Here is a 24,765-nt window from a genome sequence, read left to right on the forward strand (position 1 = left end):
CTTACTTAGATAGTGAATTTTCGTACGGAACGCGGGTAGCTATGGAACGGCCCAAAGTTATCTCATCTACGTACTCTAATTCACCACCAAAAGCTATGCCACGAGCTATAGTTGTGATGGTAATATTGAAATTTTTTAATTTTTTATGAAGGTAGAATAAGGTTGTGTCACCTTCCATAGTGGCGCTGAGGGCAAAAACCACTTCTTTAACCTCGTTATCAGTGATTGGCTTAAGACGTTCGACCAGGGTATCCACCTGCAAATCTGACGGCCCAACGCCATCCATCGGCGATATTAAGCCGCCCAGCACATGGTAAACGCCATTAAACTGATTGGTATTTTCAATAGCCATTACATCGCGGGTATCCTCAACTACACAAATAAGGCTGTGGTCGCGGCGGTGCGATGAGCAGATCTCGCAAACCGGCTGGTCAGAGATATTATGGCAAATCCGGCAAAACTGTATTTCGTTGCGAAGTTTGGTTACCGCGGTACTGAAACGTTCAACATCCTCCTTATCCTGGTTAAGTAAATGCAGCACCAAACGCAGGGCGGTTTTTTGACCTACCCCTGGTAATTTAGCAAATTCGGCTACAGCATTTTCCAGCAATTTGGACGAAAAATTCATTGTGCGAAGGTAGGGAATTTAAGTCGGAAGTCCGAAAGGCTGGGAAGTCGGAAAGTCCGAAAGTCGGGAAAGTCCGGAAGTTGGATGTTTGTATATTTAGAAAATTTAAAGCAGAGAAGTTATGATTGGCAAATCTTACAATGTATTTGTATTTTGCAAAAAATCCTCCGGACTTTCGGACTTACCCGGCTTCCGGACTAAATAAAAAATCTTTCGGACTTCCGGACTTGCCGACTCTCGGACTTACCCCGACTTTCGGACTTACCGACTTCCGGACTAAAAAAACACCTATGTCGCCAGGAGTATTATTGTCATTCATCATCGGTTATTTTTTGGTATTGCTCATCATCTCGTGGCTTACATCAAAAAAATCTTCGGATAACGATACCTTCTTTGTAGCCAACCGAAATTCCAAATGGTATTTAGTTGCCTTCGGGATGATTGGTACGGCATTGAGCGGGGTTACTTTCATCTCCGTTCCCGGTAAGGTTGGCACCGATGATTTTGCTTATTTCCAGTTTGTGCTGGGCAACGCTGCCGGCTTTTTCATCATAGCCACGGTATTACTTCCCTTATATTACCGGCTTAAACTCACATCCATTTACAGCTACATTGAAGGCGCTTTAGGCGTTTGGAGCTATAAAACTGCTGCTGCTATATTCCTGGTGAGCCGGGTTATTGGCTCAGCATTCAGGTTATACCTGGTGGTTATCGTACTGCAGAAGTTTATTTTCGACAGCTACCATATTCCCTTTGCGGTTACGGTGCTTATTTGTTTGCTGCTTATCTGGTCGTACACCTTTAAGGGAGGATTGAAAACCATTATCATTACCGACAGCTTGCAAACATTTTTCCTGGTAACATCTGTTTTCCTGTCGATATATTTTATTTGCCAGAGCCTGCACATGAACATTTTCGAGGCAGCCGAAACCATCAAAAACAGCAGCTATTCTAAAATATTCTTCTTTAATGATTTTATGAGCAGCAAGCTGCATTTAGGTAAACAGTTTTTAGGCGCCATGTTTATCACTATCGGTATGACCGGGCTTGATCAGGACCTGATGCAAAAAAACCTCAGCCTTAAAAACATCAAAGAAGCGCAAAAAAACATGTTCAGCTTTGTTGGCGTTTTCGTAATTATTAACATATTTTTCCTAAGCGTAGGCGCTTTGCTTTACATGTACGCCGCTAAAAACGGTATCAATGTTACCAAAACCGATTACCTGTATCCTACTATCGCCCTGCAATATTTAGGATTGGTTCCGGCTATGATATTTATGCTGGGTTTAACAGCCGCCACCTTTGCCACTACCGACTCTGCTCTGACAGCACTCACTACCTCTTTTTGTGTAGACTTTTTAGGTTTTAACAAGCGCAAGGATGTGAACAGCAAAAAAATGGTGGCCGTGCGCCATTGGGTACACATTGCCTTTTCGGGGCTGATGTTTTTAACCATCATCATATTTAACGCCATTAATAATGATGCTGTAGTTAGCGCCATATTCACCGTGGCATCGTATACTTACGGCCCGCTGCTTGGCCTTTATTCATTTGGCCTGTTTGTAGGCAACAGGCAGGTAATGGATAAACTGGTGCCCTTCATTTGCATACTCTCTCCTGCTATATGTTATTTTTTAAATGCCGAATCAAAATCAATTTTAGGCGGATATGTTTTTGGTAACGAACTCATCATTGTAAACGGATTAATTACATTTTTTGGGCTGTGGGTTACTTCGAGTCCGAAAGTTGGGGAAGTCCGTAAGTCGGAAAGTTAAAAACTATTCGAGTCGGAAAGTCGGAAATGTCCGAAAGTCCGAAAGTTAAAAACTTAACAATTACCTATTCGAAATTCATTTTCTTTGTACTTTGCATTAATTAAAACAAAAACATCCGGACTTACAGACAGCGGACTTCCCGGACTTACGGACTAAAAAAGCTATGACAGGAGAAGATAAAATAAGACAAGCATTCGAGAACAAAAACTGGCAGGAAATTAAGGTTACCGACTCCTGGCAGATCTTTAAAATAATGGCCGAATTTGTTGACGGCTTTGAAAAACTGGCCAAAATTGGCCCATGCGTATCCATCTTCGGGTCGGCACGAACGCATACCGATAACAAATACTACCAGCTGGCGGTAGAAACCGCCCGCCTGCTTACCGAGCATGGTTACGGTGTAATATCAGGCGGCGGGCCCGGTATTATGGAAGCGGCCAACAAAGGGGCTTATGAAAACGGCGGTAAATCGGTTGGCCTCAACATTGAACTGCCTTTTGAACAATTCCACAATAAATATATAGACAGGGATAAGATCATGGAATTTGATTACTTCTTTATCCGTAAGGTTATGTTTATGAAATATTCGCAGGGTTTTATCATTTTGCCCGGCGGCTTTGGCACTATGGATGAATCGTTTGAGGCCATTACACTTATCCAAACCGGTAAAATTGCCCGTTTCCCAATCATTTTTGTTGGAGTTGAATACTGGAAAGGCCTGTTTAAATGGGTTGAAGAAAAAATGCTGAACGACCAGCACAATATCAATCCCGACGACCTGAACCTTTACCGCGTGGTTGATACCGCGGAAGAAGCTGTTGAGCACATCACCCGTTTCTATAACAAATACGTACTTAAGCCAAACTTTTAACAGGCAATACAATAAAAAATGCCGCTCCAACAGGGCGGCATTTTTGTTTTGATATAGTTTTAGGTTGCAATCAGCTATTTCATGTTTTGTTTTGGCGTAGCAGCAACCTCCACGGCAACCGGCGCTTTTGCCATGTCAATCATTGTGCTCACTTCTTCTACCAGCCCATCAGCCGAGCCATCAAACCCCACAACCTTAAAGCGGACATTGCCGTTTTTATCGATGATGAACTTGGTTGGAATACCGGTTACTCCAAATTGTGAAACCACTTTTGATTGCCTGCCATCGCTGCCTTTTTCATCTACCAGCACGTTAAAGGTGTAATTATTATCTGCAATGAATTTCTTTACGCCATCAATATAATTATCGCCGTTTTCCCAGGTATCAATAAACAGGAATTTCACATCCTCATCATCCTTATATTTATTTACAGCCATTTGCATCCCCGGAAAAGATGCTTTACAAGGGCCGCACCAGGTAGCCCAAAAATCAACTATAACAATTTTGCCTTTTAAGTCAGCCAGCGAAACGGTGTTCCCCGCAAAATCTTTAAGGGCAAATTTGGCAGCAGGCTCGTTGATCATTTGTTTAGCCACCTCCTCTTTCTTTTTGTTTTTTGCAATAGCCGATAAACCGGCCAGGTATTGATCGTAACCTGCTTCATTGCCTTTTAAGCCTACATAGGCCTTTTTTAACTCTTCTGCTAAAGCAGGGGAAACTTTAGCTGCCTTAAATGCGCCCTCAATCACATCTTTTGATTCGGCATATTTGCCAAGGGCATTTAAAATAAGTACGTAATGCTCGTTAGTGATAGGGTCGTTATCCTTGTTGTCTGTATAAACCTCTTTTTGATATTTAAGGGCCTCGTTATATTTTTTCTCTTTATATAAAATGAATGCGTAACTATCAGCATACATGTTATATACATCCTTATTTTGCTTTTGCATGCTTTTTACCGACATAAACGGCGAAGCCTCGGGATGCTTCATTTTTTCAGTAACGATGTCCAATGATTGTTTTGATAGTTTTTCAGCCTCATCAAGTCGCTCATCTTGTTGAGCCCAGCCATAAGCTATGTTGTTATAGCTGTTTGCAATGCTTGATTTATTTTGGACTTGTGCTGCATAAGCATTAAAAGCAGCTGTATTACCATCAGTCAAAAAGCCGGTAGCCAGTTGTCCTCGTATATAATCTATTCGAGAACCTTTATCAGTAGCCATAGCCGGGAATTTGGCTATATATGCTTTATAAAGCGAATCTTTTTTGTGCACATCCTTCTCGCGCATCATGGCAAATTCCGCCTCGTTTTTTACGGACTCGCCGTTAGGGTACTTAGCTTTGATGATCTCTCCCAACGAATCGGCAGATGCTTTTTGGCTTCGCCAGTTCAGGATATTGGCTGCAAGGATCAGGTCTTTCTCCACCGTGCTTTTTTCAAGCGATTGAACCTTGGCGTTTAACATAGCTGAGGTAGCCGGGTCTTTTTTCCTGGCCAACAAGTAGTAATAATTAAACTGATAAGGCTTTTCGGCCTGTGGGTTAGTATCGTATTCCTTTTTAAACAAGGCCAGGCCTTCTTCAGAGTCGGTTTTTATTTTGGCAAAATTACTGCCAACCCCGCTGGCCAATATGTAAGCTTTTGCTTCATAAGCACCCTGAACAGGTTTTTTATCTTTATAAACTAAGTATACGTACCCTTTGTCATTATTATTATCAATATCACCGTTACTAAAAATCTTTACAAAAAAAGCTTTCGCTGCGGCAGGAATGGTAAAATCACCGGAAAGTAAAGTGCCATTAGGTTTTAGTTCGATGTCGGCTGCCGGGTTATCTTTTCCATCAATGTAATATACCTCTGCGCTGATATCCTTTTTACCGGCAACAGGCGTACCCTCCGGGTCATAAGTAATTTTAACTTTTTCAGTTGTCGATGGATAACTATCAGATAATGTAAGATGGTTACTTTGTGCAAAAACACTTTGCACTGCCAGCAGTGCCGGCAATAGTAGCATTGATTTGTGTGGTTTCATAGGTTTAACTAATTATATAGTTCAAGTTAAATACAAATTATTATAAATACAATTATTTTAACAATTATTAACGTTAATAATTTATTTTGCGCCATGGATAAGTCCGTCAAGAATAAACCCCAGGGAGCTTTAGGCTTTATATTTGTTACTTTACTGATTGATGTGGTAGGCTTAGGGATCATCATACCCGTACTGCCCAAACTGATTGAAAAATTGATCCACGCCGGGTTGAGCGAAGCTTCTTTGTACTCAGGCTTTTTAACGCTGGCCTATTCGGTAATGCAGTTCCTTTTTTCGCCAATGATAGGCAACCTGAGTGATAAGTATGGCCGCCGCCCGGTTCTGCTTTGTTCCTTACTGGGTTTTGGCATTGATTATTTGTTCCTTGCCTTTGCACCATCCATATGGTGGCTATTTTTAGGCCGCGCCATTGCGGGCATTACCGGCGCCAGCTTTACCACGGCATCGGCCTATATAGCCGATGTGAGTACTCCCGAAAAGCGCGCCCAAAACTTTGGTATGATTGGCGTTGCCTTTGGTCTTGGCTTTATCATTGGTCCGGCAATTGGCGGTGTGTTAGGTAAAATGGATGTTCAATATCCCTTTTTTGCTGCCGCAGGTTTAGCCTTTTTGAACGCCCTTTATGGTTTCTTCATCCTGCCCGAATCGCTGGATGAGGCGCACCGCCGCCCCTTCGATTTGAAAAGGGCAAACCCGCTTGGCTCATTGCTGCAGCTTAAAAAATATCCGTCGGTTATTGGTTTGGCCCTATCGCTGTTCCTGGTATATTTTGCAGGGCAAGCCGTACAAAACGTTTGGACATATTTTACTTTCGAAAAATTTAAATGGGGCGAGGATACTGTTGGTTATTCTCTCGCCTTTATAGGCCTGATGATAGCGCTGGTACAGGGCGGCCTGATGCGCCTGATCTTACCTAAACTGGGCATGGAACGTTGCATTTGGGTTGGCTTGCTGCTATATAGCATCGGCCTTATCCTGTTTGCTGTGGCAACCCAGGGTTGGATGATGTTTGCCTTTATGGTGCCTTATGCCCTTGGCGGTATTGCAGGCCCCGCGTTGCAGGGCATCATGACCAACCAGGTACCTGCCAATGAACAGGGCGAACTGCAGGGTGGCCTAACCAGCCTCATGAGTCTGAGCGCCATTTTTGGCCCCTGGGTAATGACCACTTTATTTTATTATTTCACCAATGATAAAAGGCCCTTCTTTTTTCCGGGAGCCCCCTTTATTTTAGGTGCAATACTGATGTTGATAAGCGCGTTGCTTGCTATCCGTAATTTCAAAAACGTGAAGAAAACCTCAGCAAAGGCTGTGGATGCCTTAGCAACATTGCATTAAAAGCCAAAAGCAGAATGCACAAAGCTTAAAGCTTTGCTGTTGTTATTGTTGTAATACATGTTTGGAAGATGAAAATTATTGGGAGATTAAACAAAAACCACGTCATTGCAAGTAGCCAACAGGGAAATCCTGAAAAAAACCGTGATGCTGGTTAAAATATATTTTAGGGGACGATGAGCGGGAGCCGCGTTAGGGATTGCAGTGAAAAGCCCGGAGCGTGGATTGGGCTTGCGCGGGAAAAGCGAGGACTTGTAACGGAAAGCCCGGGCCGCAGGCAACGCCCATATTGTAAAATTGATAGATAAACACCCTCAACCTGCCGTTGTTGGTGTTGTCGCAAACAATCATTTCGATCCTCATGTGTTAATAATATCATGAATGCACTATTGCCGGTCACAAAGTTGGTGATAACAACAGCGAAGAGTAGCAAAAGCGTAAGTATAAATTAAATATCAAACTGTAAAACAGCCCATAATAAAACTTTTAATCAGCTTAAACCTTTATCATTATTAATGAGCGCCAAACCTAAAAAACATACCGCCGCCTTAGGGTTTATTTTCGTAACGCTTTTTATTGATGTGCTTGGCTTAGGCATCATTATACCGGTAATGCCCTCGCTGCTCGAAAAACTGGGCAACATGGATGTGAGCACCGCGGCGCAATATAATGGCTATTTAACGTTCACCTACGCCTCTATGCAGTTCCTGTTTTCGTCGTTGCTGGGCAATTTAAGTGATAGGTACGGGCGCCGGCCTGTATTGTTAGGATCGCTTATTGGCTTTGGGATAGATTATATTTTCATGGCTTTTGCTCCTACTGTGGCCTGGTTATTTATTGGCCGTGCTATAGCAGGTTTTGCCGGTGCCAGTAATACCACGGCAACCGCTTACATTGCCGATATCAGTACCGGTAAAAACCGCGCGGCAAACTTCGGTTTAGTTGGGGCAGCGTCCGGGCTTGGATTTATTATTGGCATAGGCACCGGGAGCTTTTTGGGTGCATTAAATGTGCGGTTCCCTTTTATGCTTGCGGCCGGTCTGGCACTCCTGAATGCGGCGTATGGCTATTTTGTATTACCCGAATCATTAAATATCAAAAACCGCAGGCGTTTTGAATGGAAGAAGGCTAATCCCATTAGCTCATTACGCAGCCTGTCGCGATATAAATCCTTAACCGGATTGATCGGAGCATTCTCGTTGGTTTATATCGCCCAAAAAGCTGTTGAATATGTGTTATCCTTTTACGTAACCGAAAAGTTTGACTGGTCGCTGAAAAGCATTGGCTTTTTAGGGTTCTTCATCGGCATTGTACTGGTAGCCATACAGGGAGGGCTCATCAGATTTACCATTCCAAAATTTGGACAGGAGAAAAACATTGTAGCCGGCTTACTATTCTATACCATCGGTTTAAGCCTCATAGCATTTGCCAACCAGGGTTGGATGATGTATGTGTTCATGGTACCTTATTGCCTTGGCGGTATTTCGGGCCCTTCACTTCAGGGTATGATTACCAGTACAGTATCAGCTAAAGAACAGGGCGAATTGCAGGGCTCATTGACCAGTATCAGTAGTTTAGCGGTGATCATCGGCCCCCTGTTAATGAGTTCGGTGTTTCATTTGTTCACCCATCGCAATACTTCAACCTATTTTCCGGGCGCTCCGTATATTTTAGGTGCGATTTTAATGCTAATAGCTGTTTTTTTGGCAGTAAGGAGTTTTAAGAAAGCCGGGGTGACAGATTCAAAACAGGTGGAGGTGTTGCCATAGGAACGCGCAAGCCCCACCCAAACCCTCCCCGGAAGGGAGGACTTTGAAAATTCAAAAAAGTCTCCCCTACCGGGGGAGATTTAGAGGGGGCCGGGCTGGGCTAATCCAACCCACTCACCCCACCAGATATCACAAACTTCATCACATCGGCTGCACTCTTATCCATCGGTTTTACCTTATCGGCAGCAATGATGATTACCTGCCCCGCAAACGAGTAGGAATATGGGAAGTATACGGCTACCTCGCCGGGCAAGCCAATCTTTGCCAAATCTTTCTGAACCAAGAAACCTATCTTTTTTAAACCAAACTCATTAACTTCAACCAGTACCGGTTCGTTGAACTTTTTCTCTTCGCCAACAAAGGCTTCTGTTAAATCTTTTATTGAGGAATACAGGAACGCGAAGATGGGCAAACGTGCAAACCACCGCTTAAACCAGCCTTTAATGGGTTCGGTGATTACGTTGGTAACCAGTACCCCCATGATCATGATAACCACTACCACATTCAGGATCCCCAAACCCGGGATATACATGTGCTTTCCGGTTTTATCAACCCAAAGATCGCTCAGATTAAGCGCCTTATCAATGCTGGCCACCGCCCAGTACATCAGGAAAATAGCTGCGCCTACCGGTACAACCACCAACATCCCTTTTACAAAATACCTGAATAATGCCCGCGCTAACCTGTTCATTTTAAGCCCCTGATTTCTACTCGTAAAAGTACACTCTTTTTACCCTTTGCGAAATATTGGTTAATATTTCGTAGGGGATGGTACCTATTTGCTTTGCCAGTTCTTCAATGCGCTGGTGCTCATCAAAGATGATCACCTCATCGCCTTCCTGCACGTCAAGACCGCTCACATCCAGCATGCACATATCCATTGTGATGTTGCCAACTGTGGGCACAAGCGTGCCTTTCACCAGCATTTTTCCCACGCCTTTGCCAAAGGCACGCAGGTAACCATCGGCGTAGCCGATACGAACAGTAGCTATTTTCCCGTCTTTAACAAGGCTCCCGCTTCGCCCGTAGCTGATTGTGTCTCCTTTTCCAATCTTTTTAACCTGGGCAACGCTTGTTTTTAAACTGGCTATAGGCTGCAAGCCCGCATCAGACTCCGGCACCGACGAGTCGATCCCATATAAACCTATCCCCAATCGAACCATATCATAGTGTGCCGAAGGCCAGCGGATAATGCCGGCAGTATTGCAGATGTGCTTGATCACCTTATAACCCAGCGTGCGCTCTATTTCTTTAAAAGCCTTTTCAAAGCGCCTGATCTGCTTTTTGGTAAACTCGTCATGTTCCGGAGCTTCGCTTGCAGCCAGATGCGAAAATACCGATTGCACCCGTATATATCGATTGACCTCCAGCATATCACAGAGGGTTTCTATCTCGTAATTTTCAAAACCCAGGCGGTGCATACCAGTATCAATTTTAAGATGCACCGGGTAACCGGCAATGCTCTGTGCCGAAGCATAGCTCACAAAATCATCTAATAAACCAAAACTGTAAATTACAGGCTCAAGCTTATATTCGGTGAGCTTATCAAATGCCGAAGCCTCGGGGTTAAGCACTTTGATGGGCAGGTTAATCCCGGCCTGCCGTAAAGCTACCCCCTCATCAATATAGGCAACCGCCAAATAATCTACTTTATTATACTGTAGCATATTGGCCACCTCAAAAGTGCCGCTGCCATAGCTAAAAGCCTTTACCATAGCCATCACTTTTACGCCGGGCTTAAGCTTTGATTTATAAAAGTTGAGGTTATTTAGTAAGGAGTTCAGGTTGATCTCCATTACGGTTTCATGCGCTTTTTGGGCCAACGCACGGCTGACCTGCTCAAACTCAAAACTGCGCGAACCTTTGATCAGGATGGTTTCATCTTTAAAATTGAGTGCTTTTAACTGTTGCAGCAGTGTGGCTGTATCGGCATAAAAATGCTGTTGGGCTATGTCAAAATATTGCTGGTGGCTGAGCAGCGCCTCCCCTACGCCAACAAATTTATCAATCTTTTTAGCCCGGATCAATTCGGCCACCTGTTTGTACAGCACATCCTGCTGCAGGCCCGATTGATAAATATCCGACAGGATCAGCGTCTTTTTTTGATGCTGATTTTGCTGAGACAAAAAGTTAAGCGCTATCTCCAGCGATTGCAGATCTGAATTGTATGAATCATCAATAACGGAACAGTTGTTTACGCCGTTTTTTAACTCTAACCGCATACTTACCGGGGCGAGGCGCTCTATGCGTTTGTCGGCCTCTACAGCACTGTAGCCTAAAGCCAGCATAGTAGCCCAGCAGGTTATGGCATTTTCTACCGAGGCCTGGTCGGTAAAAGGAACGAGGCATTCTATTTCTTTACCCTGGTACCGGGCACGAAAGTAATAATTTTTAGAGATCACCGTCTCGCTGAAAACATACAGGTCAGCTTCACGGAATTTACGGCTCCAGGTAAAGGTTTCTTTAGCCGCGATATCTTTTTCATAACCGATTAGCTGATCGTAATTATGGATTAGCAGCCTGCTGTTTTTGAATAGCCCCAGTTTTTCCAGGAGCTTTTGCCTGGGCGATTCAAAACCCTCGTCATGCGCAGGGCCTATGTGGGTGAGTACCCCTATTTCGGGCTTAATGATAGCTTCCAGCTTATTCATCTCATTTATGGTAGAGATGCCCGCTTCAAAAATCCCCAGTTCGTTCCGGTCGTTGATTTGCCATACGGATAATGGCACACCGATTTGCGAATTATAACTTTTAGGGTTACGTACAATATTTTTATCAGCCGAAAGCAACTGGTAAAGCCATTCCTTAACTATAGTTTTGCCGTTACTGCCCGTAATGCCTATTACCTCCAGCTTAAAGCGGCTGCGGTGATAGGCTGCCAGTATTTGCAGGGCAGCCAGCGGATCTGGCACAATCAAAAAGTTTGCGCCGGGCAGGTTAAACTCCGGGCCATGTTCCACTACAAAATTGCGCACACCGCCTGCATAAGCTTCGGCAACAAACTCATGGCCATTGCGTCTGCCGCTCAGGGCAAAAAATAAGCCTTCGGCAGGGTTGTTGATCCGGCGGCTATCGGTAAAAAGCGCACTGATCGTATATTCTTCAACGATGTTGCCATCTGCCTTGATGATCTTTTTTATAGCGCTTATGGTGTACGTGTTATTGGGCATGCTGCTAATTTGGAGATATTAAAACAAATAGAATAATTTTTAACGAATTTTGGTTTTTAAATGGATCAACCCAAATCAATTAAAATTACTGACGAGAAAGTTGCCCTTGCAAAAGCCGAGCACTTTTGCGCCTACCAGGAGCGCGCCCAGCAGGAAGTACGCGACAAACTTTACGAGTGGGGACTATGGCCTGACGCTGTTGAACGCATTATAAGCCAATTGATAGAGGGCAATTTCCTTAACGAGGAACGCTTTGCACGAATCTATGCTAAAAGTAAATTTAACCAAAAAGTGTGGGGACGTATTAAAATTAAACAAGGGCTTAAACTTAAACGAGTGCCCGATGTATTGATCAAAAAAGCTCTCCTCACTATTGACCCTGACGATTATTTGACTGCTTTGACCCACTTATTACAAAAAAAAGAAGCTATCCTAAACGAGAAGAACCAGCTGAAGCGCCGGTACAAGCTGCAGCAGTACGCCATGGGCCGCGGATTTGAAGCTGAGCTGATAGCTGATATTTTGAAAAACAGCAAGTTATAAACTATTTTAAAAAAAGTTAAAATTTCCCTTGCAGAGTATCCAATTCTACCTATATTTGCACTCCCGCAAACGAGATAAGCAGCCGGTTAAACGAAAGCTTACTTCAAGCGAGAAAATACCAATGCGAAAGTAGCTCAGTTGGTAGAGCACGACCTTGCCAAGGTCGGGGTCGCGAGTTCGAATCTCGTCTTTCGCTCAAAGCCCTTCCTGATTGAAAGAAGGGTTTTATTTTTAAAAGGTTAGACACCTGCTCAGATGGTGGAACTGGTAGACACGCAGGACTTAAAATCCTGTTCCCGTAAACGGAGTGCGGGTTCGATTCCCGCTCTGAGTACTTAGACAGAAATGCAAGTTTGTGATAGTTTGACTATCAACAACTTGCATTTCTTGTTTTAAATAATCTTGATTGCACTTTCTGATAAGGTGGCTTTGATTAAAGTATTAATTCGCTAATTATCAAGTACTTATAATGTCAAAAGTGTTTAACTCCCTCTCTCCCCTTTGTTGTTAGTCGAACACAAGCAACTTTTTGATTATCAATAATTTATACTATTAAACTTTTTAACAATCCCGTGCATTTTGTAATATTGGGCATTAAACACCTCAGTTCATTATAAACCAATCTCTTTCTTAATTATCTTGACAATTATCTCTACAACTTTATTTACCAAGGCTTCTTCGCTGCCTGCATACATATTTCTATCTAAAACTTTCTTTTTTATTGGTCGATCTGCTATTCTTTTGGCTTGTCTCTTTGCTGTTTTCATAAAGACTGTAAAGACAATCTTTAAGCCATTATTTTACACCAAAAAGTTGATCATCAATTTTATTTTTCAGATTTGAATTTAGCTGGATAGCTTTTAGGTATTGCTTGCGTGCTTCATTTTTAAGATTCATATCATAGAGTTTGTAGGCATAATCCATATGCTGAACAAAATCAGCAGAATCTCTGCCTTTGAACAATTTTTCATAACCTTTTATAATTGCTTTATCTTTTGAATGCCGGTTTAAAAAAGCTTTATACTCTGATTTATATTCTGTAGAGTGTGGGTTTAAATCAACAGCTTTTTTTAAATATCGTGGTGCGTTGACCGTATCTCTAAAAGTCCGCCATAGAAAAATACCATATTGCTCACATGCATCAGCATAATTGGGATTGATCTTTATAGCCAACTCATATTGTCTTTTTGCGGCTATATTATTGCTGTCGATAATGTATTTATAGACCCTATTGGTAAGATAACCGGCGTATTTAAGATGTATTTCTGCGCTGTTAGGATTAGCTGCTAAAAGACTATCATAATGCGCTTTAACATAAAAAAACTTAACTATTTGTCCATTTGCATGCACTTTATATTTTATATCATTATCCCTTACATCTATAATTAAATTTTTGCTTATGCAACCATCGTCTCCGGAGTAGTACCCTCCTTTTGATCCATCATCTTTTGTATAAGTACCCTGGTGGTGAAAACTGGCAATAGCTAACTCGGAAATTAGTTTTCCATTTTTGTCGATAGTGGCTAAATACTTTTTTGACCCATAACTGTACCCTCCTTGATCGCCTATCTCTTCATAAATAATCGCATTGTATTGAGGCATTGTTACGATTGTACTTATCATGTAGAAACTCCTATCTGCCAAATAATCATCAATAGAAACTTTTTGCATATTTCCTATATCGACGGAATCGGGATTAAGAAACAAATGCTTTTTTATATAATCATTAGACAATCTTTTTTTTCCTTTAAAATAGTTTTTGTTGTTATTTATAAAATCCTCAAATAACCCGTTGTCCTCATTATATCCTCCAACTTCTGCGTCTGAATAGCCAACGCATATCAAAGGTGAATCAATTTTTGCTACAGACGATTTAACAATGGATTTACTGGAAAAAATTTGTGCCGAATTTTTGTTTGCCGCTCTTTTTGGTACTTGATTACATCCAATCAGGAGTAAAAACATTACTACAGCCGGCATGAATGCATTAAAAGGTATGATTGGGCGGCACATTTTATTAAATATTTTGACAAAATTCAGTGGTATGAAGATAGTTATTTTCATAAGACATTTGGTGTTCAAAAAATCCAGCATGTTAAATTCATTGAACACATTAAATAAGAAAAACTATAGCAATTATTCACTTTGATTGCATGATTTTTTTTCCCGATATTTTTGCAGAATCCGCTCTACAATCATCAGGAAGTCATAAATGTGTTCAATTAGCCTCCCGGTCTCGGTACAAAAGCAGCGTAAAATCGCTTCAAAAGCCCTTAAATCAAATGATTTAGGGGCTTTTTTTGTTATAAACCCACTCAAAATCTGCAAATAAACAGGGTCATGAGGGGATCAAGCAGAAAAATTGTGGGGGAATAAAAAAAGTGTTTGCTTTGTGGATATAAAACTCAACAGGCATCCACTTGTCATCAGCATACGAAACCCTCGTCCGTTTAATCCTACCAGAAGGCCTTTTAGACTATTTTGAACTTACAGATGTTCATTCCTCCGAGAAGGGTCAATTGAATATCTATCTTGAAGAAAAGAACCTGGTGCCATCAGGTTATGATAAATCACAATTGGAGTCGAAAGGCTTCTTGCCGGAGACAGCAATTCAGGATTTTCCGATTCGTGGCCATAAAGTAGCCTTATGGCTTATGTTTGAATTCTTAGTTTAGTTATTCATCAACAACACATAGAATTCGATACCCGCTTAGTTGCAGGCAATCAGGAATCAAAATCATTTAGCAGTTTAATCTCGTTGCGATATAATAGGATCTTGCCATTATTCTCCAGTATCTTAAGCAGGCGTGAGATCACGACTCTCGATGTAGCCAGTTCGTCAGCGATCTGGTAATGGGATGCTTTAACAACGCTTGAACCCGACAGCCTTTTCTTTTCTTTAAGATAAGCGATCAACCTGTCGTCCAGTTTATGAAATGCAATACTTTCTATAGACTTCAGCATTTCTGAGAAGCGCTCGTTAAAACTCCGCATGATATAATTCTTCCAGCTCGGATAGTTACACAACCACTCATCCAGCTTGTTATGGGGGATGGCGATGATTTGCAGGTCACCTTCGGCAATGGCTTTTACTTCACTTTTCTTCTCTTCCAGGCAACAGCTATAAGCCATCGAACAGCTCTCGCTGCTGGATAGATAATACAATAAAATCTCATTGCCATTATCATCCTTTTTAAGAACTTTTAAGGTGCCTTTAACTACGAGCGGCATCATACGGATATATTTCCCGTAATCCATCACCAGTTCACCGTCTTTGAATGATCGTAACTCGCCAAACTCCTCGATCTCTTTGATCAGGGCCGGTTCAAACTGAAAAACAAAATTAATGGGTTCGTCCATGCTGCTAAGTTAACAGTATTGGGCTACATTATTCCAACTTCCGCCATTGGTCACATTGGCAAACCCGCTTTTTTCAAGTATGAGTTTCGCCTGCCCGCTTCTGCCCCCGCTTTGACAACAAACAATAATGTTCTTTTTGCCCCTGAACATGGCCTGCTGGGAAGCTACCTTATCCAGTGGGATATTGACGGAACCTTTTGCGTGTCCACAGGCAAACTCGGCGGGTGTGCGTACATCTATGATCAAAGCACCTTCTTTGATCAGTTCTTTTAGGTCAACTGCGGGTGAACCACCGAATAATTGCTTAAATAAATTCATGTCCTTATCGTTTAAATTTCAAATAATTCAATTTTTTACGCCGGCTGCTTTCAGGATCAACTCCAACGGGCAGAATCTGGTAAATGCGGATTGCAGAAGGTTTACGCCGACAAATACGCCTAACCAAAGCCAGTTAATATTTACAGTGTAAGCCAGTATTATACTGGTTAAAACTATTGTGCCGGCAACGGCACGAACGATTCTTTCTTTCATGGTTTTTGAATTTTAGGGTTAAGTTTTGTTTTACGCATCATTTTAAAGTAGAGCAAAGGCACCACGATCAATGTCAGGAAAGTGGAGGTGATGGTACCGCCCATCAGTGAGATGGCCAAGCCCTGGAAGATCGGGTCGAATAGAATGATCACCGCGCCTAAAGCCACCGCACCTGCGGTCAATAAGATCGGTGTGGTGCGTACCGCGCCGGCTTCAATGATGGCTTGTTTAAGCGGGATGCCTTCATCCAGCCTGATATTGATAAAGTCGATCAGTAAAATGGAGTTACGTACCATTACACCGGCCAGGGCGATGAAACCGATCATCGAGGTCGCTGTAAAATAAGCGTGCAGCATCCAGTGGCCCAAAACGATCCCGATCAGCGATAGTGGTATTGCGGCCAGCATTACCAGCGGCACCGTAAAGTTCTGGAACCAGCCTACGATCAGGATATAGATCATGATGATCACCACGGCGAAAGCGATACCCAGGTCCCGAAATACTTCGAACATGATCTGCCATTCCCCGTCCCATTTCAGGCTGTAATTGTCTTCCAAATCGGGTTGATGGGTATATTCCTCTTTCAGCGAGAAGCCTTTAGGAACTTTCACGCTTTTTAAATGATCGGAAACATCGGAGATTGCATATGAGGGACTTTCCAGGGCACCTGCCATATCGCCCAGCACGTAAACCACTTCTTTCTGGTTTTTACGGTAAATGCTTTTCGGCTTGATCTGCCGGATTACAGTAACCAGATCTTTTATGGGCACAGCATTCCCCTGCATACCCATCACTTTTAAATTTAGTACATCGTCTATACTGCTTTTATCGGCATCGCTCAATTGCAGCTTGATGGCGGTTTGGTTATAAGCTGCGGGCTGGGCGATATTACCTACCGGCATACCGGATAAGCCGGCGTTAACCGTCGCAGCTATCTGTGCGGTGGCTATACCATAACGCATGGCTTTTTCTTTATTCACTTCAATATGGTATTCGGGCTGGGCGTCTTCAACCATCCAGTCCACATCCACCACATTGGCGGTTTTGTTCATCAGGTCTTTTACCTGCCGGGCAACTTTGATCTGTTCCTTATAGTCGGGCCCGTAAATTTCGGTCACTAAAGTAGAGAGCACCGGAGGGCCTGGCGGCACCTCTACGATCTTCACATTCGCATGGTATTTCGCAGCGATGGCTTGTATCGGGCCGCGCATTTCCTTGGCTATACCGTGACTTTGGCTACTCCGATCTTTCTTATCCATGAGGTTCACCTGTATGTCGGCCACGTTGTCGCCTCTTCTTAAATCGTAATGGCGCACCAAACCGTTAAAGCTGATCGGTGCTGAGGTACCGATATAGGTCTCATAATTTCTGACCAGTGCTTGCCCGGAAATGTAGGAGCCGATGTCCTTTGCTACTGCCTGTATTTTCTCCAGCGTAGTGCCTTCCGGCATATCGATCACCACTTGGAACTCATTCTTATTATCAAAGGGCAGCATTTTCACGGCAACTGCTTTGGTGTAAAACATGGACAGCGAGGCAAACAGGATCACCACAGTGCCCAGGATAAATGTCCAGCGTTTCCACCGGGTTTCCAGTAGTGGCTGGATAGAAGAGCGGTATATTTTATAGACCCGGGTTTCTTCCATTAGCTTGGGTTTGTTCTCTTCGTGTGCGATGCCGTGCTTTTCTTTCCCGCGCAAAAAGATGTAACCGAGGTATGGGGTCAAGGTTAAAGCGACGATCAGCGATAAGATCATGGCGATAGAGGCACCAATCGGCATCGGGCTCATATAAGGCCCCATCATGCCCGATACGAACGCCATCGGCAATACCGCAGCAATAACGGTAAAAGTTGCAAGGATAGTTGGGTTACCTACTTCGTTAATGGCATAGATCGCGGCCTGCAATGGCGGCAGCTTCTTCATCTTAAAGTGCCGGTGCATGTTCTCCGCGATGATAATGGAATCATCCACCACTATACCCGTGATAAATACCAGCGCGAATAGTGTTATACGGTTAAGCGTATAGTGCATAAAGTAATAAGCGAACAGCGTAAGGGCGAAGGTTACCGGTACTGACAGAAATACCACCAGGCCACCGCGCCAGCCCATGGCTAGCATCACAAACACCGTTACGACTATGATGGCGATAAACAGGTGAAGCAATAATTCACCTACTTTATCCGACGCGCTTTCGCCGTAATTTCGGGTAACGGTTAAGTGCACATCGTTTGGCAACAATCCGCTTTTTAAATGCTCAACTTTATTTAAGATCTGCTCCGATAACTTCATCGCGTCCGCGCCTTTCTTTTTGGCTACCGAAAGGGTGATGGCCGGGTAATTGGATTTAAAGGCTTGTAAATTTTTAATATCCGCTTTTCCATAACCAAATAGCACATACTGATTTGGTGTTTCAGCGCCTTCTTCAACTTTGGCGATAGATTTCAGGTAAACCGGTTGTTGCTGGTTAATGCCCACCACTAAATTGCCTACATCATCCGAAGAGGCCAGAAAATTTCCGGTCTCAACGGAAAAGGCCGTATCTTTTTGAAGCAGGGTGCCGCCTGGCAATTGCATATTGCTGCCCTGTATCTGTTTGCTGAGAGATAAAAAGTCCACATGGTTCTCCGCCATCTTGTTTTTATCAAGCAATACTTTTACCTCCCTGTTGCGGCCACCAATAATGTTAACATCCGATACATCATTGATCTTTTTGATCTCGTTTGCCAGTTCCTGGCCCATTTGTTTCAGCTGGTAATCATCATATTTATCGCTCCAGAGGGTTAAACCCAATACCGGCACATCGTCAATGGCCCTGGTTTTGATCAATGGCAGTGTAACGCCCTGCGGCATTTTGTCCATGTTCTTCATCAGTTCGCTGTACAGCTTCACTAACGAGCGTTCCACGTCTTCGCCGACATTGAACTGCACAATCACCATCGCTTGTCCTTGCATGGAGGTAGAATATACGTATTCCACCCCTTTGATATTCGAGATCATTTTCTCCATCGGAGCGGCAACTTTCGTTTCTACATCTTTTGGTGACGCGCCGGGATACCCGATAAATATATCGGCCATCGGCACCTGTATCTGGGGTTCTTCCTCGCGCGGAATTAAGAACGTACTGTAACCGCCGATGAGTAAAAAGGCGATCATTAACAGTATGGTTAATTTCGATTGTATGAATGCCTTCGCTATATTTCCTGCAAATCCGTCTTTCATATCCTTATTTTATTTTAACAGCTACGCCGTTGTATAATCTACCTTCCGCGCTCACGATGAATGGTTCATTCGCAGCCAGTCCGCTTAATACTTCTACCTGGTTACCCTGCGTTCTTCCAAGCCTTACCCAGCGCAGCAAAGCGGTGTGGTTGCTGCCAATGGTATACAATCCGGTTAATTGGTCTTTATACTGAACGGCAGCTAACGGCACCATGACCTGATCACTTACATTGGTTTTTACTGGCTGTGTAACCGGGATAGTCACATTGGCGTACATACCGGCGAACAAACCTTTCTTTTCGTTATCCGGAATAGTTGCTTTGATCAGGTACTGGCCGCCGCTGTTCTCTGAAGACTGACTGATCTGTGCTATTGTTCCTTTGATTGATTTATGAATAGCGTCGATATTTATTGTTACCGGTGTATTTTCCTCTATCAAACTAATCTCACTTTCCGGCACGGAGGCCCTTACCTGGTAACTGCGGCTTTGTTCAATGGTCAATAGCGGCATCCCAGGGCTGGCCATGCTGCCGGCGTCCACCATTTTCTGAGTAACTGTGCCGGCAAAAGGAGCGGTCAGGTTAGTATAGCTCAGCATGGCGTTTACTTCCCGGCGTTGTTGTTTCGCCGCTTCTAATCTCGCTTTGGCCGAATGGTACTGCAGTGTAATATTGTCCAGTTCTTTGGCTGAGGCGCTTTGTTGTTTATACAATGCGGTAAAGCGGTCATAATCTTTTTGCGCGTTTTGGTATCCGGCGTTAGCTTCGGCAATCATTGCATCAACTTGTGCTCTTTTGGCTAGAATGTCGTCATTGCTGATTGTAGCCAATGGCTGGTCTTTACTAACGCGGTCGCCAACCTTGACATCAATCTTTGTAATATAGCCCATTACCCTGGTGCTGATATTAGCTGTTTGACCAGCTTCTATCTGCCCGCTTACAGTCAGTCCTTGTTTTGCATCGGCCAAAGGTTGGCTCACCGTAACCAGTATTGCCGTATCTGCACTGGTGGCTGTGTCTTTTTTTTCATTGAAAGAACAGGAACTAATGACCATTAAACCGATACCGATTAGTAATTGCAAAGCCCTGTTTTTATGGATAGGTAAGTTCATATCTGATGGTTATTTGGTGGTGGTAGTTGTTAATAATTGTATGTAAGCGCGGGTAACGTCGACAGTAAACTGCGCTTGAGCTAATGAAAACTTTAATTGGGATAACTGGGTGTCGGCAATCAGCACATCGGTGGTGTTGACCAGTCCTTGCTGGTAACGGTTCTGCAATATTCGCAGGGCCTCGGTAGCTTGTTCTATGGCAGCCTTATCCTGATCCGCTTCAAAGCTGGCATCAGAAAGGTCGCGGTAAGCTTTATCCAGCTCCGTTCGGCTCTGGTCTTTTTGCTGGGCTAACTGCACCGAAAGCTTATCTCGTTTTAGTTTTTGGGAAGCGATGACATGTTTGGTTTTATTCCCGTTAAAAATATTCCACGATAACTGAATTCCAACCAAATACGCATTTGCGCCGAAACCGGCTAAGCGACTGTCGCTATATTGAAAACTACCAAACGCATTCAGTTTAGGCAGGTAATTCATCTGGCTGGATTTGATCATCAGTCCGGATGCTTCAATAGCTCTTTGCATGGCCATAAAATCAGAACGGGTAGCAAAAACCTTTTGCGTACTATCTATAGCCGGCAAGTTTGTTTCCGGTTGATCAACAAGGCTATAAGCTTTTCCGGTAGGCTGCCCCATTAACAAGCTGAGGTAATCAGACGCGTTAAGGATGCTGCTTTTGGCTTTTGCCAAGCTACTTTCAACTGCCGTTACATGAACCTGGGCATTCAATAAGTCTGACTTTTGGATCAATCCCTGCTTGAAGTGATTGTCGGTGAAAGTATATACCGACTTTGCAGTCTGGCTTGCTTCCGTCAAAACTTTCTCTGCCTGGTAAGCCAGCTGCAGTTGCAAAAATGCTTTAGTGGTTTCGAAAGTAATATATTCCTTAATGCGCTGGGTTTTATATTGGTAAACTTGGGTTTGCTTTTTGGCTCCCTTCCGCATGTACAGCATATCGATATTAAGCAATGGCTGCTTAACCTCCAGCTGTGCCATATAATTCGTTGCAGAAGGATGGTTTAAAAAGGCAGGATTAAAATCATTTTGGGTAATACTGCGTTGTTGTAGTTTAAAACCAAAAGCATTAAGAGGATTGTTGGTGCTCATGGCCGTATAAGTGACATCAACCTGTGGCAGGTAGACCGCCTGGGTCTGGTTGTAATCCAACTCCGCAATACGCTCGTCTAAACCGGCCAGGCGGATAGTTTTGTTGTTGGCTAAAGCTGCTGAAATGGCCTCATTCAGGCTCAACTTTTCGTGAAGGTCCTGGGCTTGCGCTACTGAAAGGAAGCCGGAGAAACCTATAAAGAGGAACAAGCCCGCTTTGATTAAACGCCTTATCGTTTTCATTAATTTATTTTTTTAACAAAAGTAGGTTCGGCTAAAAAGCTAAACGGTAACATTTGTTACCTACGTCGGCAAGTGAATAATCACGCCCCGTAAATTCAGTTTTGTTTAGCAGCAGCACTGATTAAAAGGTGTTAGTTGTTGTATGATCCAACCGTTTTTAGGCATGTCTACCACCGACTCCTTATACGAACTTTCAAAACCACCAAAGAGCAGCGCAGGTAGTTGCGAGCAAAGGTCAAATCAGCGCAAGGGTAGCTTTAGCGATTGGGCTGTACGTTTACGCAAGCATAGCGCATTTTGACCGCTGGCCGAGGCAACGTTGTCGTTCAAGCTTATCTTATATTTGTTGGCCAGCAATCTCCTTTTTAATTCTCCGCATACCTTAGCGTCACCAATGCAGCCAGCCTTAAATGATGTGATGATACTATATTTATGGCTTTGTTTTATCAAAATGAGCTTCTCATTTTAGCTTAAAATCAGTCATGCTTTTTATTCGTTGAGGGTAATGACGGAGACTTTTTTCGGAGGTTGGAAGAGAACAAGTAAAGTCGGTAAACCTACCAATCACAAAGCAATATTTCATGCCACAACCTCTCAAATGTTTAGCGACAGAGATGTACTGACCAGAAAAGTCATTTCCCTGATCATTTTGCTTTCGGCAGTGACTTCCGTTCGTGCGCAGACCATCAATGGTGCTATGCCAAAGCGCTCCAGCAAAAATATCCGTCTGCAAAAAGTGAACTGTGTGCCGGCTTTAAGCGCTGGATCAACCCTTATTTCAGGTCTGTTGCGGACACTTCGGAGCACCGCCCGCGGGTGACCTATTATGTCTATACGGAAGCACATCGTTTACTGCAGGAACAATCAGATTTGCCATGAACGGGCAAGTATGCTGCCTGGACTCCCGGATACGGCCAAGCCAGTGAAACCGGCGTCTACCAGCAGTCCAATCAGGAGTCTGCGGATATGATTGCCAAGGGACACTGTCAGGCCTGGATACTTTTGACCTGGTGTACGGACGCAGCCATTCTTTCAGACACCTATACTTTCAATGCGGCGATGGAATACCAGGGACAGAACATCGGTACCGAACTGGCGACTGAAGAACTTTGCCGAGAACTGGCAGGACACGGAAAGCCGGCCGTTACCGACAGAGTGCATATCTGGTGCGGTACCTTTGGGAATCAGTGTAAATACACACATATGCCACCGTAAATTACCGCGGATTGACGAACTGATCATGGCCAGGCCTCCGTTTCAATACGTCAACCAAATTTTGATCAGGATCAAGCCACAACGGTATGAATGACTTTAATTTTGAAGGCACCTGCCGGAATTACCCGGAAGCCCAATGCTCTTCATTATTGAGGCGGGAAAACATTCATCTTCACATATTTATGCAAACCTATGGCAACAAACGATCGGCTACGCTACCCCTTTGAACGGCTCGATGAAATCATCGGCACAGCGCTCGTTCCCGGAAGCAGCACCTCGAAACAGATCAGTCTAAAAGATCTGCCCGGCCTGCAACAGCAAATCCGTTCCGAAATCGGAAAGATCTGGAAAAACCTGAGCGCTCAAACCTTCCTGCTCTTAAGCCATAAAAAGATCGCCGCTATGCTCCGGCAATACCAGGAAAGCCTGGACGAACTTAAATGGCAGGCCATAGTCAACATGGCCGCCTATCCCGAAGACAATCCCCTGAACAGCTTCTTTAATCAGGTCCTCGCGGAACTCGAACAGCTGGACCAGCAATTCCGGCGCCGCTACCGACATTATTTTAACGGCGAGACGGATACTCATAAATCAGCCGGCAGCGGACCGGCAGCGGGGGATCACCAACCTCTTTTTAAAATTACCTGCCGGCTGAGCGTCGACCAGGTCGCTATCCTTTTAAAGGCCGCCGACGAAACCCGGCTGCTGAGCGCCCGTTCGTTCAGCCTTGTTCTCCGCAGCATTACGCCTTTCCTTTCAACGGAAAGAATGCCCAATTTTTCCTGGAAAAGCGCGCGTAGCAGCACCTTGAAAATAGAAGAGCGGGATAAAGCGATAGCTATCGGCACGCTTGAGGAACTGATCAGAAAAATTAAGACCTATTGACGGGCTGCTGCTTCCGCTAAGACTGACGCACTCATCAGGGATGAGTACCTGTCGATTATCAGCCTCATCGTTTGACCGGACTCATGAGCCGGATACTGGAAAACCCGATCCGGATCGCGCTGGCTTATCGCTATAAATGATCTTTGATCCTGTTCTAAAATATCTAATAAATGGGATATTTTAGTTTAAAAGTTTGTACCAGTGTTCCTCTGGACAGGGTATCTTCCCGGCTGATCATTACATATAAATGTCGTTTGGAAGGTTTTCTGAACTTAATTGTACCGGTTGCCGTTGAATCTGCGTAGATGAATGTCGTTTTCAAGTTCAGGCAACAATCATCGGTGATCGTGTCAGTAACCACCTTTTTATTTATAACGGTGTCTGATAACAGCGTAATTTTATTCCAGGAGTTCTTCCGGGAGCTGATCTTCAGTACGATGACCTGGTCTCTCGCGGACACAGTTGAAACTGCATTCAGGGATACGCAAGGTGTCGTTTGCCTTACGACGGGGTTGAACGCGGGTGACCCAAATTGGATGAGTAAACCTATGCTGTAAAGAAAGACGCCTATTGAAGTTAAAATAACCGCAGACTTAAACCGGGAATTACTCCGCTTTATAGCATCATTGAAAGCAGTTTGTATCGAGGCAACTTCATTGGCATAAAAGGATTGCGGAACCGGGAATCCGGCGACCGTTGCCAGCCAATAGGCCAGCGTCAATCCCATAAAACCAAACCCAAGTACCAACAAAGCCCATACATTCCAGTCGCTCTTACCAAAAACGGTCGAACCAATGGTCGTAGCCGTGTAGACACTGAATACCCAAGCGATGGTAGCCTGAAGTTTTTGCACGGCATCTTTTCTGATTTGTGTAGAATTGTATATTTCTTCCGCTCCTATATTCAGCCAGAATATGTCTGAGCTCTGGTTTTGATCGTTAATGGGCATA

General features: G+C 43.8%; 22 protein-coding genes and 2 tRNA genes. 11 read left to right on the plus strand and 13 right to left on the minus strand.

Going from position 1 to position 24,765, the window contains the following annotated elements:
* Position 1 precedes the first annotated feature (1 nt).
* Positions 2-628, minus strand: coding sequence for a recombination mediator RecR (gene recR / locus BLP33_RS21755; protein WP_090533089.1), 627 nt, complete (start codon positions 626-628; stop codon positions 2-4).
* Positions 629-918: 290 nt separating this feature from the next.
* Between recR and BLP33_RS21760 the strand changes: the two genes are divergently transcribed.
* Positions 919-2,403 carry a sodium:solute symporter gene (locus tag BLP33_RS21760; RefSeq protein ID WP_090533091.1) on the plus strand — a complete coding sequence of 495 codons (1,485 nt, stop codon included), beginning with the start codon at positions 919-921 and terminating at the stop codon, positions 2,401-2,403.
* A 163-nt stretch (positions 2,404-2,566) separates the two neighbouring features.
* Complete coding sequence (locus tag BLP33_RS21765) at positions 2,567-3,274, plus strand: LOG family protein (protein WP_090533093.1); 708 nt, start codon at positions 2,567-2,569, stop codon at positions 3,272-3,274.
* A 74-nt stretch (positions 3,275-3,348) separates the two neighbouring features.
* Here the strand turns inward: BLP33_RS21765 and BLP33_RS21770 are convergent, their stop codons facing one another.
* Positions 3,349-5,304, minus strand: a complete 1,956-nt coding sequence (locus BLP33_RS21770) for a TlpA family protein disulfide reductase (protein WP_090533096.1) — start codon at positions 5,302-5,304, stop codon at positions 3,349-3,351.
* Between the two features lie 93 nt (positions 5,305-5,397).
* Between BLP33_RS21770 and BLP33_RS21775 the strand changes: the two genes are divergently transcribed.
* Complete coding sequence (locus tag BLP33_RS21775) at positions 5,398-6,663, plus strand: TCR/Tet family MFS transporter (RefSeq protein ID WP_090533098.1); 1,266 nt, start codon at positions 5,398-5,400, stop codon at positions 6,661-6,663.
* Between the two features lie 512 nt (positions 6,664-7,175).
* Entirely contained in the window at positions 7,176-8,429 is a 1,254-nt protein-coding gene (locus tag BLP33_RS21780) for a TCR/Tet family MFS transporter (RefSeq protein WP_090533099.1), read from the plus strand.
* Positions 8,430-8,529: 100 nt separating this feature from the next.
* On the opposite strand, the gene BLP33_RS21785 is transcribed toward BLP33_RS21780, so the two are convergent.
* Complete coding sequence (locus tag BLP33_RS21785) at positions 8,530-9,120, minus strand: DUF502 domain-containing protein (protein WP_090533101.1); 591 nt, start codon at positions 9,118-9,120, stop codon at positions 8,530-8,532.
* A gap of 16 nt (positions 9,121-9,136) precedes the next feature.
* A complete protein-coding gene (locus BLP33_RS21790) occupies positions 9,137-11,599 on the minus strand; it encodes a bifunctional UDP-N-acetylmuramoyl-tripeptide:D-alanyl-D-alanine ligase/alanine racemase (protein WP_090533103.1) in 2,463 nt (820 codons plus the stop codon).
* 60 nt (positions 11,600-11,659) lie between these two features.
* Here BLP33_RS21790 and BLP33_RS21795 point away from each other — a divergent pair, with 60 nt between their 5' ends.
* From BLP33_RS21795 to BLP33_RS21805, 3 genes are all read left to right on the plus strand, one after another.
* Positions 11,660-12,142 carry a regulatory protein RecX gene (locus tag BLP33_RS21795; RefSeq protein ID WP_090533105.1) on the plus strand — a complete coding sequence of 161 codons (483 nt, stop codon included), beginning with the start codon at positions 11,660-11,662 and terminating at the stop codon, positions 12,140-12,142.
* 123 nt (positions 12,143-12,265) lie between these two features.
* Positions 12,266-12,338: transfer RNA gene (locus tag BLP33_RS21800), tRNA-Gly, on the plus strand.
* A 53-nt stretch (positions 12,339-12,391) separates the two neighbouring features.
* A tRNA-Leu gene (locus BLP33_RS21805) sits at positions 12,392-12,476 on the plus strand.
* Between the two features lie 277 nt (positions 12,477-12,753).
* Here the strand turns inward: BLP33_RS21805 and BLP33_RS27545 are convergent.
* Both BLP33_RS27545 and BLP33_RS21810 read right to left on the minus strand, forming a co-directional pair.
* Positions 12,754-12,909 (minus strand): hypothetical protein, encoded by a 156-nt coding sequence (locus tag BLP33_RS27545; RefSeq protein WP_175490082.1) that lies wholly within the window; start codon positions 12,907-12,909, stop codon positions 12,754-12,756.
* 28 nt (positions 12,910-12,937) lie between these two features.
* Positions 12,938-14,206 (minus strand): hypothetical protein, encoded by a 1,269-nt coding sequence (locus BLP33_RS21810; RefSeq protein WP_090533107.1) that lies wholly within the window; start codon positions 14,204-14,206, stop codon positions 12,938-12,940.
* Positions 14,207-14,562: 356 nt separating this feature from the next.
* Between BLP33_RS21810 and BLP33_RS27550 the strand changes: the two genes are divergently transcribed.
* Entirely contained in the window at positions 14,563-14,817 is a 255-nt protein-coding gene (locus BLP33_RS27550; RefSeq protein WP_090533108.1) for an ISAon1 family transposase N-terminal region protein, read from the plus strand.
* Between the two features lie 49 nt (positions 14,818-14,866).
* Here BLP33_RS27550 and BLP33_RS21820 read toward each other — a convergent pair whose 3' ends face one another.
* From BLP33_RS21820 to BLP33_RS21845, 6 genes are read right to left on the minus strand one after another with little or no spacing between them, the layout of a single operon-like run.
* Entirely contained in the window at positions 14,867-15,502 is a 636-nt protein-coding gene (locus BLP33_RS21820; protein ID WP_090533110.1) for a Crp/Fnr family transcriptional regulator, read from the minus strand.
* 9 nt (positions 15,503-15,511) lie between these two features.
* Positions 15,512-15,820 carry a rhodanese-like domain-containing protein gene (locus tag BLP33_RS21825; RefSeq protein ID WP_090533113.1) on the minus strand — a complete coding sequence of 103 codons (309 nt, stop codon included), beginning with the start codon at positions 15,818-15,820 and terminating at the stop codon, positions 15,512-15,514.
* 27 nt (positions 15,821-15,847) lie between these two features.
* The gene (locus BLP33_RS21830) at positions 15,848-16,033 is read right to left on the minus strand and encodes a YgaP family membrane protein (protein ID WP_090533115.1); all 186 of its coding nucleotides are present in this window, start codon (positions 16,031-16,033) and stop codon (positions 15,848-15,850) included.
* On the minus strand, positions 16,030-19,254 hold the full coding sequence (locus tag BLP33_RS21835) for an efflux RND transporter permease subunit (protein ID WP_090533117.1): 3,225 nt from the start codon (positions 19,252-19,254) through the stop codon (positions 16,030-16,032). The genes BLP33_RS21830 and BLP33_RS21835 overlap by 4 nt, the downstream gene beginning before the upstream one ends.
* A gap of 4 nt (positions 19,255-19,258) precedes the next feature.
* On the minus strand, positions 19,259-20,365 hold the full coding sequence (locus BLP33_RS21840) for an efflux RND transporter periplasmic adaptor subunit (protein WP_090533119.1): 1,107 nt from the start codon (positions 20,363-20,365) through the stop codon (positions 19,259-19,261).
* A 9-nt stretch (positions 20,366-20,374) separates the two neighbouring features.
* Complete coding sequence (locus BLP33_RS21845) at positions 20,375-21,715, minus strand: TolC family protein (RefSeq protein ID WP_090533121.1); 1,341 nt, start codon at positions 21,713-21,715, stop codon at positions 20,375-20,377.
* Positions 21,716-21,857: 142 nt separating this feature from the next.
* Here BLP33_RS21845 and BLP33_RS27555 point away from each other — a divergent pair, with 142 nt between their 5' ends.
* From BLP33_RS27555 to BLP33_RS21865, 3 genes are all read left to right on the plus strand, one after another.
* Positions 21,858-22,016: a hypothetical protein gene (locus BLP33_RS27555; protein WP_175490083.1), complete on the plus strand. Its 159-nt coding sequence runs from the start codon at positions 21,858-21,860 to the stop codon at positions 22,014-22,016.
* A 701-nt stretch (positions 22,017-22,717) separates the two neighbouring features.
* Positions 22,718-22,930: a hypothetical protein gene (locus BLP33_RS21860; protein ID WP_139160041.1), complete on the plus strand. Its 213-nt coding sequence runs from the start codon at positions 22,718-22,720 to the stop codon at positions 22,928-22,930.
* A gap of 192 nt (positions 22,931-23,122) precedes the next feature.
* Positions 23,123-23,815 (plus strand): hypothetical protein, encoded by a 693-nt coding sequence (locus tag BLP33_RS21865; protein ID WP_090533129.1) that lies wholly within the window; start codon positions 23,123-23,125, stop codon positions 23,813-23,815.
* Positions 23,816-23,978: 163 nt separating this feature from the next.
* Here the strand turns inward: BLP33_RS21865 and BLP33_RS21870 are convergent, their stop codons facing one another.
* Entirely contained in the window at positions 23,979-24,764 is a 786-nt protein-coding gene (locus tag BLP33_RS21870; protein ID WP_090533131.1) for a hypothetical protein, read from the minus strand.
* Position 24,765 lies beyond the last annotated feature (1 nt).

This window comes from Mucilaginibacter sp. NFR10 (genome assembly GCF_900100445.1).
Lineage (GTDB): Bacteria > Bacteroidota > Bacteroidia > Sphingobacteriales > Sphingobacteriaceae > Mucilaginibacter > Mucilaginibacter rubeus.

Bases quoted from the DNA above. Each gene is read 5' to 3' on its own strand.
- recR (WP_090533089.1), bottom strand. From the start codon at position 628: ATGAATTTTTCGTCCAAATTGCTGGAAAATGCTGTAGCCGAATTTGCT.
- BLP33_RS21760 (WP_090533091.1), top strand. From the start codon at position 919: ATGTCGCCAGGAGTATTATTGTCATTCATCATCGGTTATTTTTTGGTA.
- BLP33_RS21765 (WP_090533093.1), top strand. From the start codon at position 2,567: ATGACAGGAGAAGATAAAATAAGACAAGCATTCGAGAACAAAAACTGG.
- BLP33_RS21770 (WP_090533096.1), bottom strand. From the start codon at position 5,304: ATGAAACCACACAAATCAATGCTACTATTGCCGGCACTGCTGGCAGTG.
- BLP33_RS21775 (WP_090533098.1), top strand. From the start codon at position 5,398: ATGGATAAGTCCGTCAAGAATAAACCCCAGGGAGCTTTAGGCTTTATA.
- BLP33_RS21780 (WP_090533099.1), top strand. From the start codon at position 7,176: ATGAGCGCCAAACCTAAAAAACATACCGCCGCCTTAGGGTTTATTTTC.
- BLP33_RS21785 (WP_090533101.1), bottom strand. From the start codon at position 9,120: ATGAACAGGTTAGCGCGGGCATTATTCAGGTATTTTGTAAAAGGGATG.
- BLP33_RS21790 (WP_090533103.1), bottom strand. From the start codon at position 11,599: ATGCCCAATAACACGTACACCATAAGCGCTATAAAAAAGATCATCAAG.
- BLP33_RS21795 (WP_090533105.1), top strand. From the start codon at position 11,660: ATGGATCAACCCAAATCAATTAAAATTACTGACGAGAAAGTTGCCCTT.
- BLP33_RS27545 (WP_175490082.1), bottom strand. From the start codon at position 12,909: ATGAAAACAGCAAAGAGACAAGCCAAAAGAATAGCAGATCGACCAATA.
- BLP33_RS21810 (WP_090533107.1), bottom strand. From the start codon at position 14,206: ATGAAAATAACTATCTTCATACCACTGAATTTTGTCAAAATATTTAAT.
- BLP33_RS21820 (WP_090533110.1), bottom strand. From the start codon at position 15,502: ATGGACGAACCCATTAATTTTGTTTTTCAGTTTGAACCGGCCCTGATC.
- BLP33_RS21825 (WP_090533113.1), bottom strand. From the start codon at position 15,820: ATGAATTTATTTAAGCAATTATTCGGTGGTTCACCCGCAGTTGACCTA.
- BLP33_RS21830 (WP_090533115.1), bottom strand. From the start codon at position 16,033: ATGAAAGAAAGAATCGTTCGTGCCGTTGCCGGCACAATAGTTTTAACC.
- BLP33_RS21835 (WP_090533117.1), bottom strand. From the start codon at position 19,254: ATGAAAGACGGATTTGCAGGAAATATAGCGAAGGCATTCATACAATCG.
- BLP33_RS21840 (WP_090533119.1), bottom strand. From the start codon at position 20,365: ATGAACTTACCTATCCATAAAAACAGGGCTTTGCAATTACTAATCGGT.
- BLP33_RS21845 (WP_090533121.1), bottom strand. From the start codon at position 21,715: ATGAAAACGATAAGGCGTTTAATCAAAGCGGGCTTGTTCCTCTTTATA.
- BLP33_RS27555 (WP_175490083.1), top strand. From the start codon at position 21,858: ATGATCCAACCGTTTTTAGGCATGTCTACCACCGACTCCTTATACGAA.
- BLP33_RS21865 (WP_090533129.1), top strand. From the start codon at position 23,123: ATGGCAACAAACGATCGGCTACGCTACCCCTTTGAACGGCTCGATGAA.
- BLP33_RS21870 (WP_090533131.1), bottom strand. From the start codon at position 24,764: ATGCCCATTAACGATCAAAACCAGAGCTCAGACATATTCTGGCTGAAT.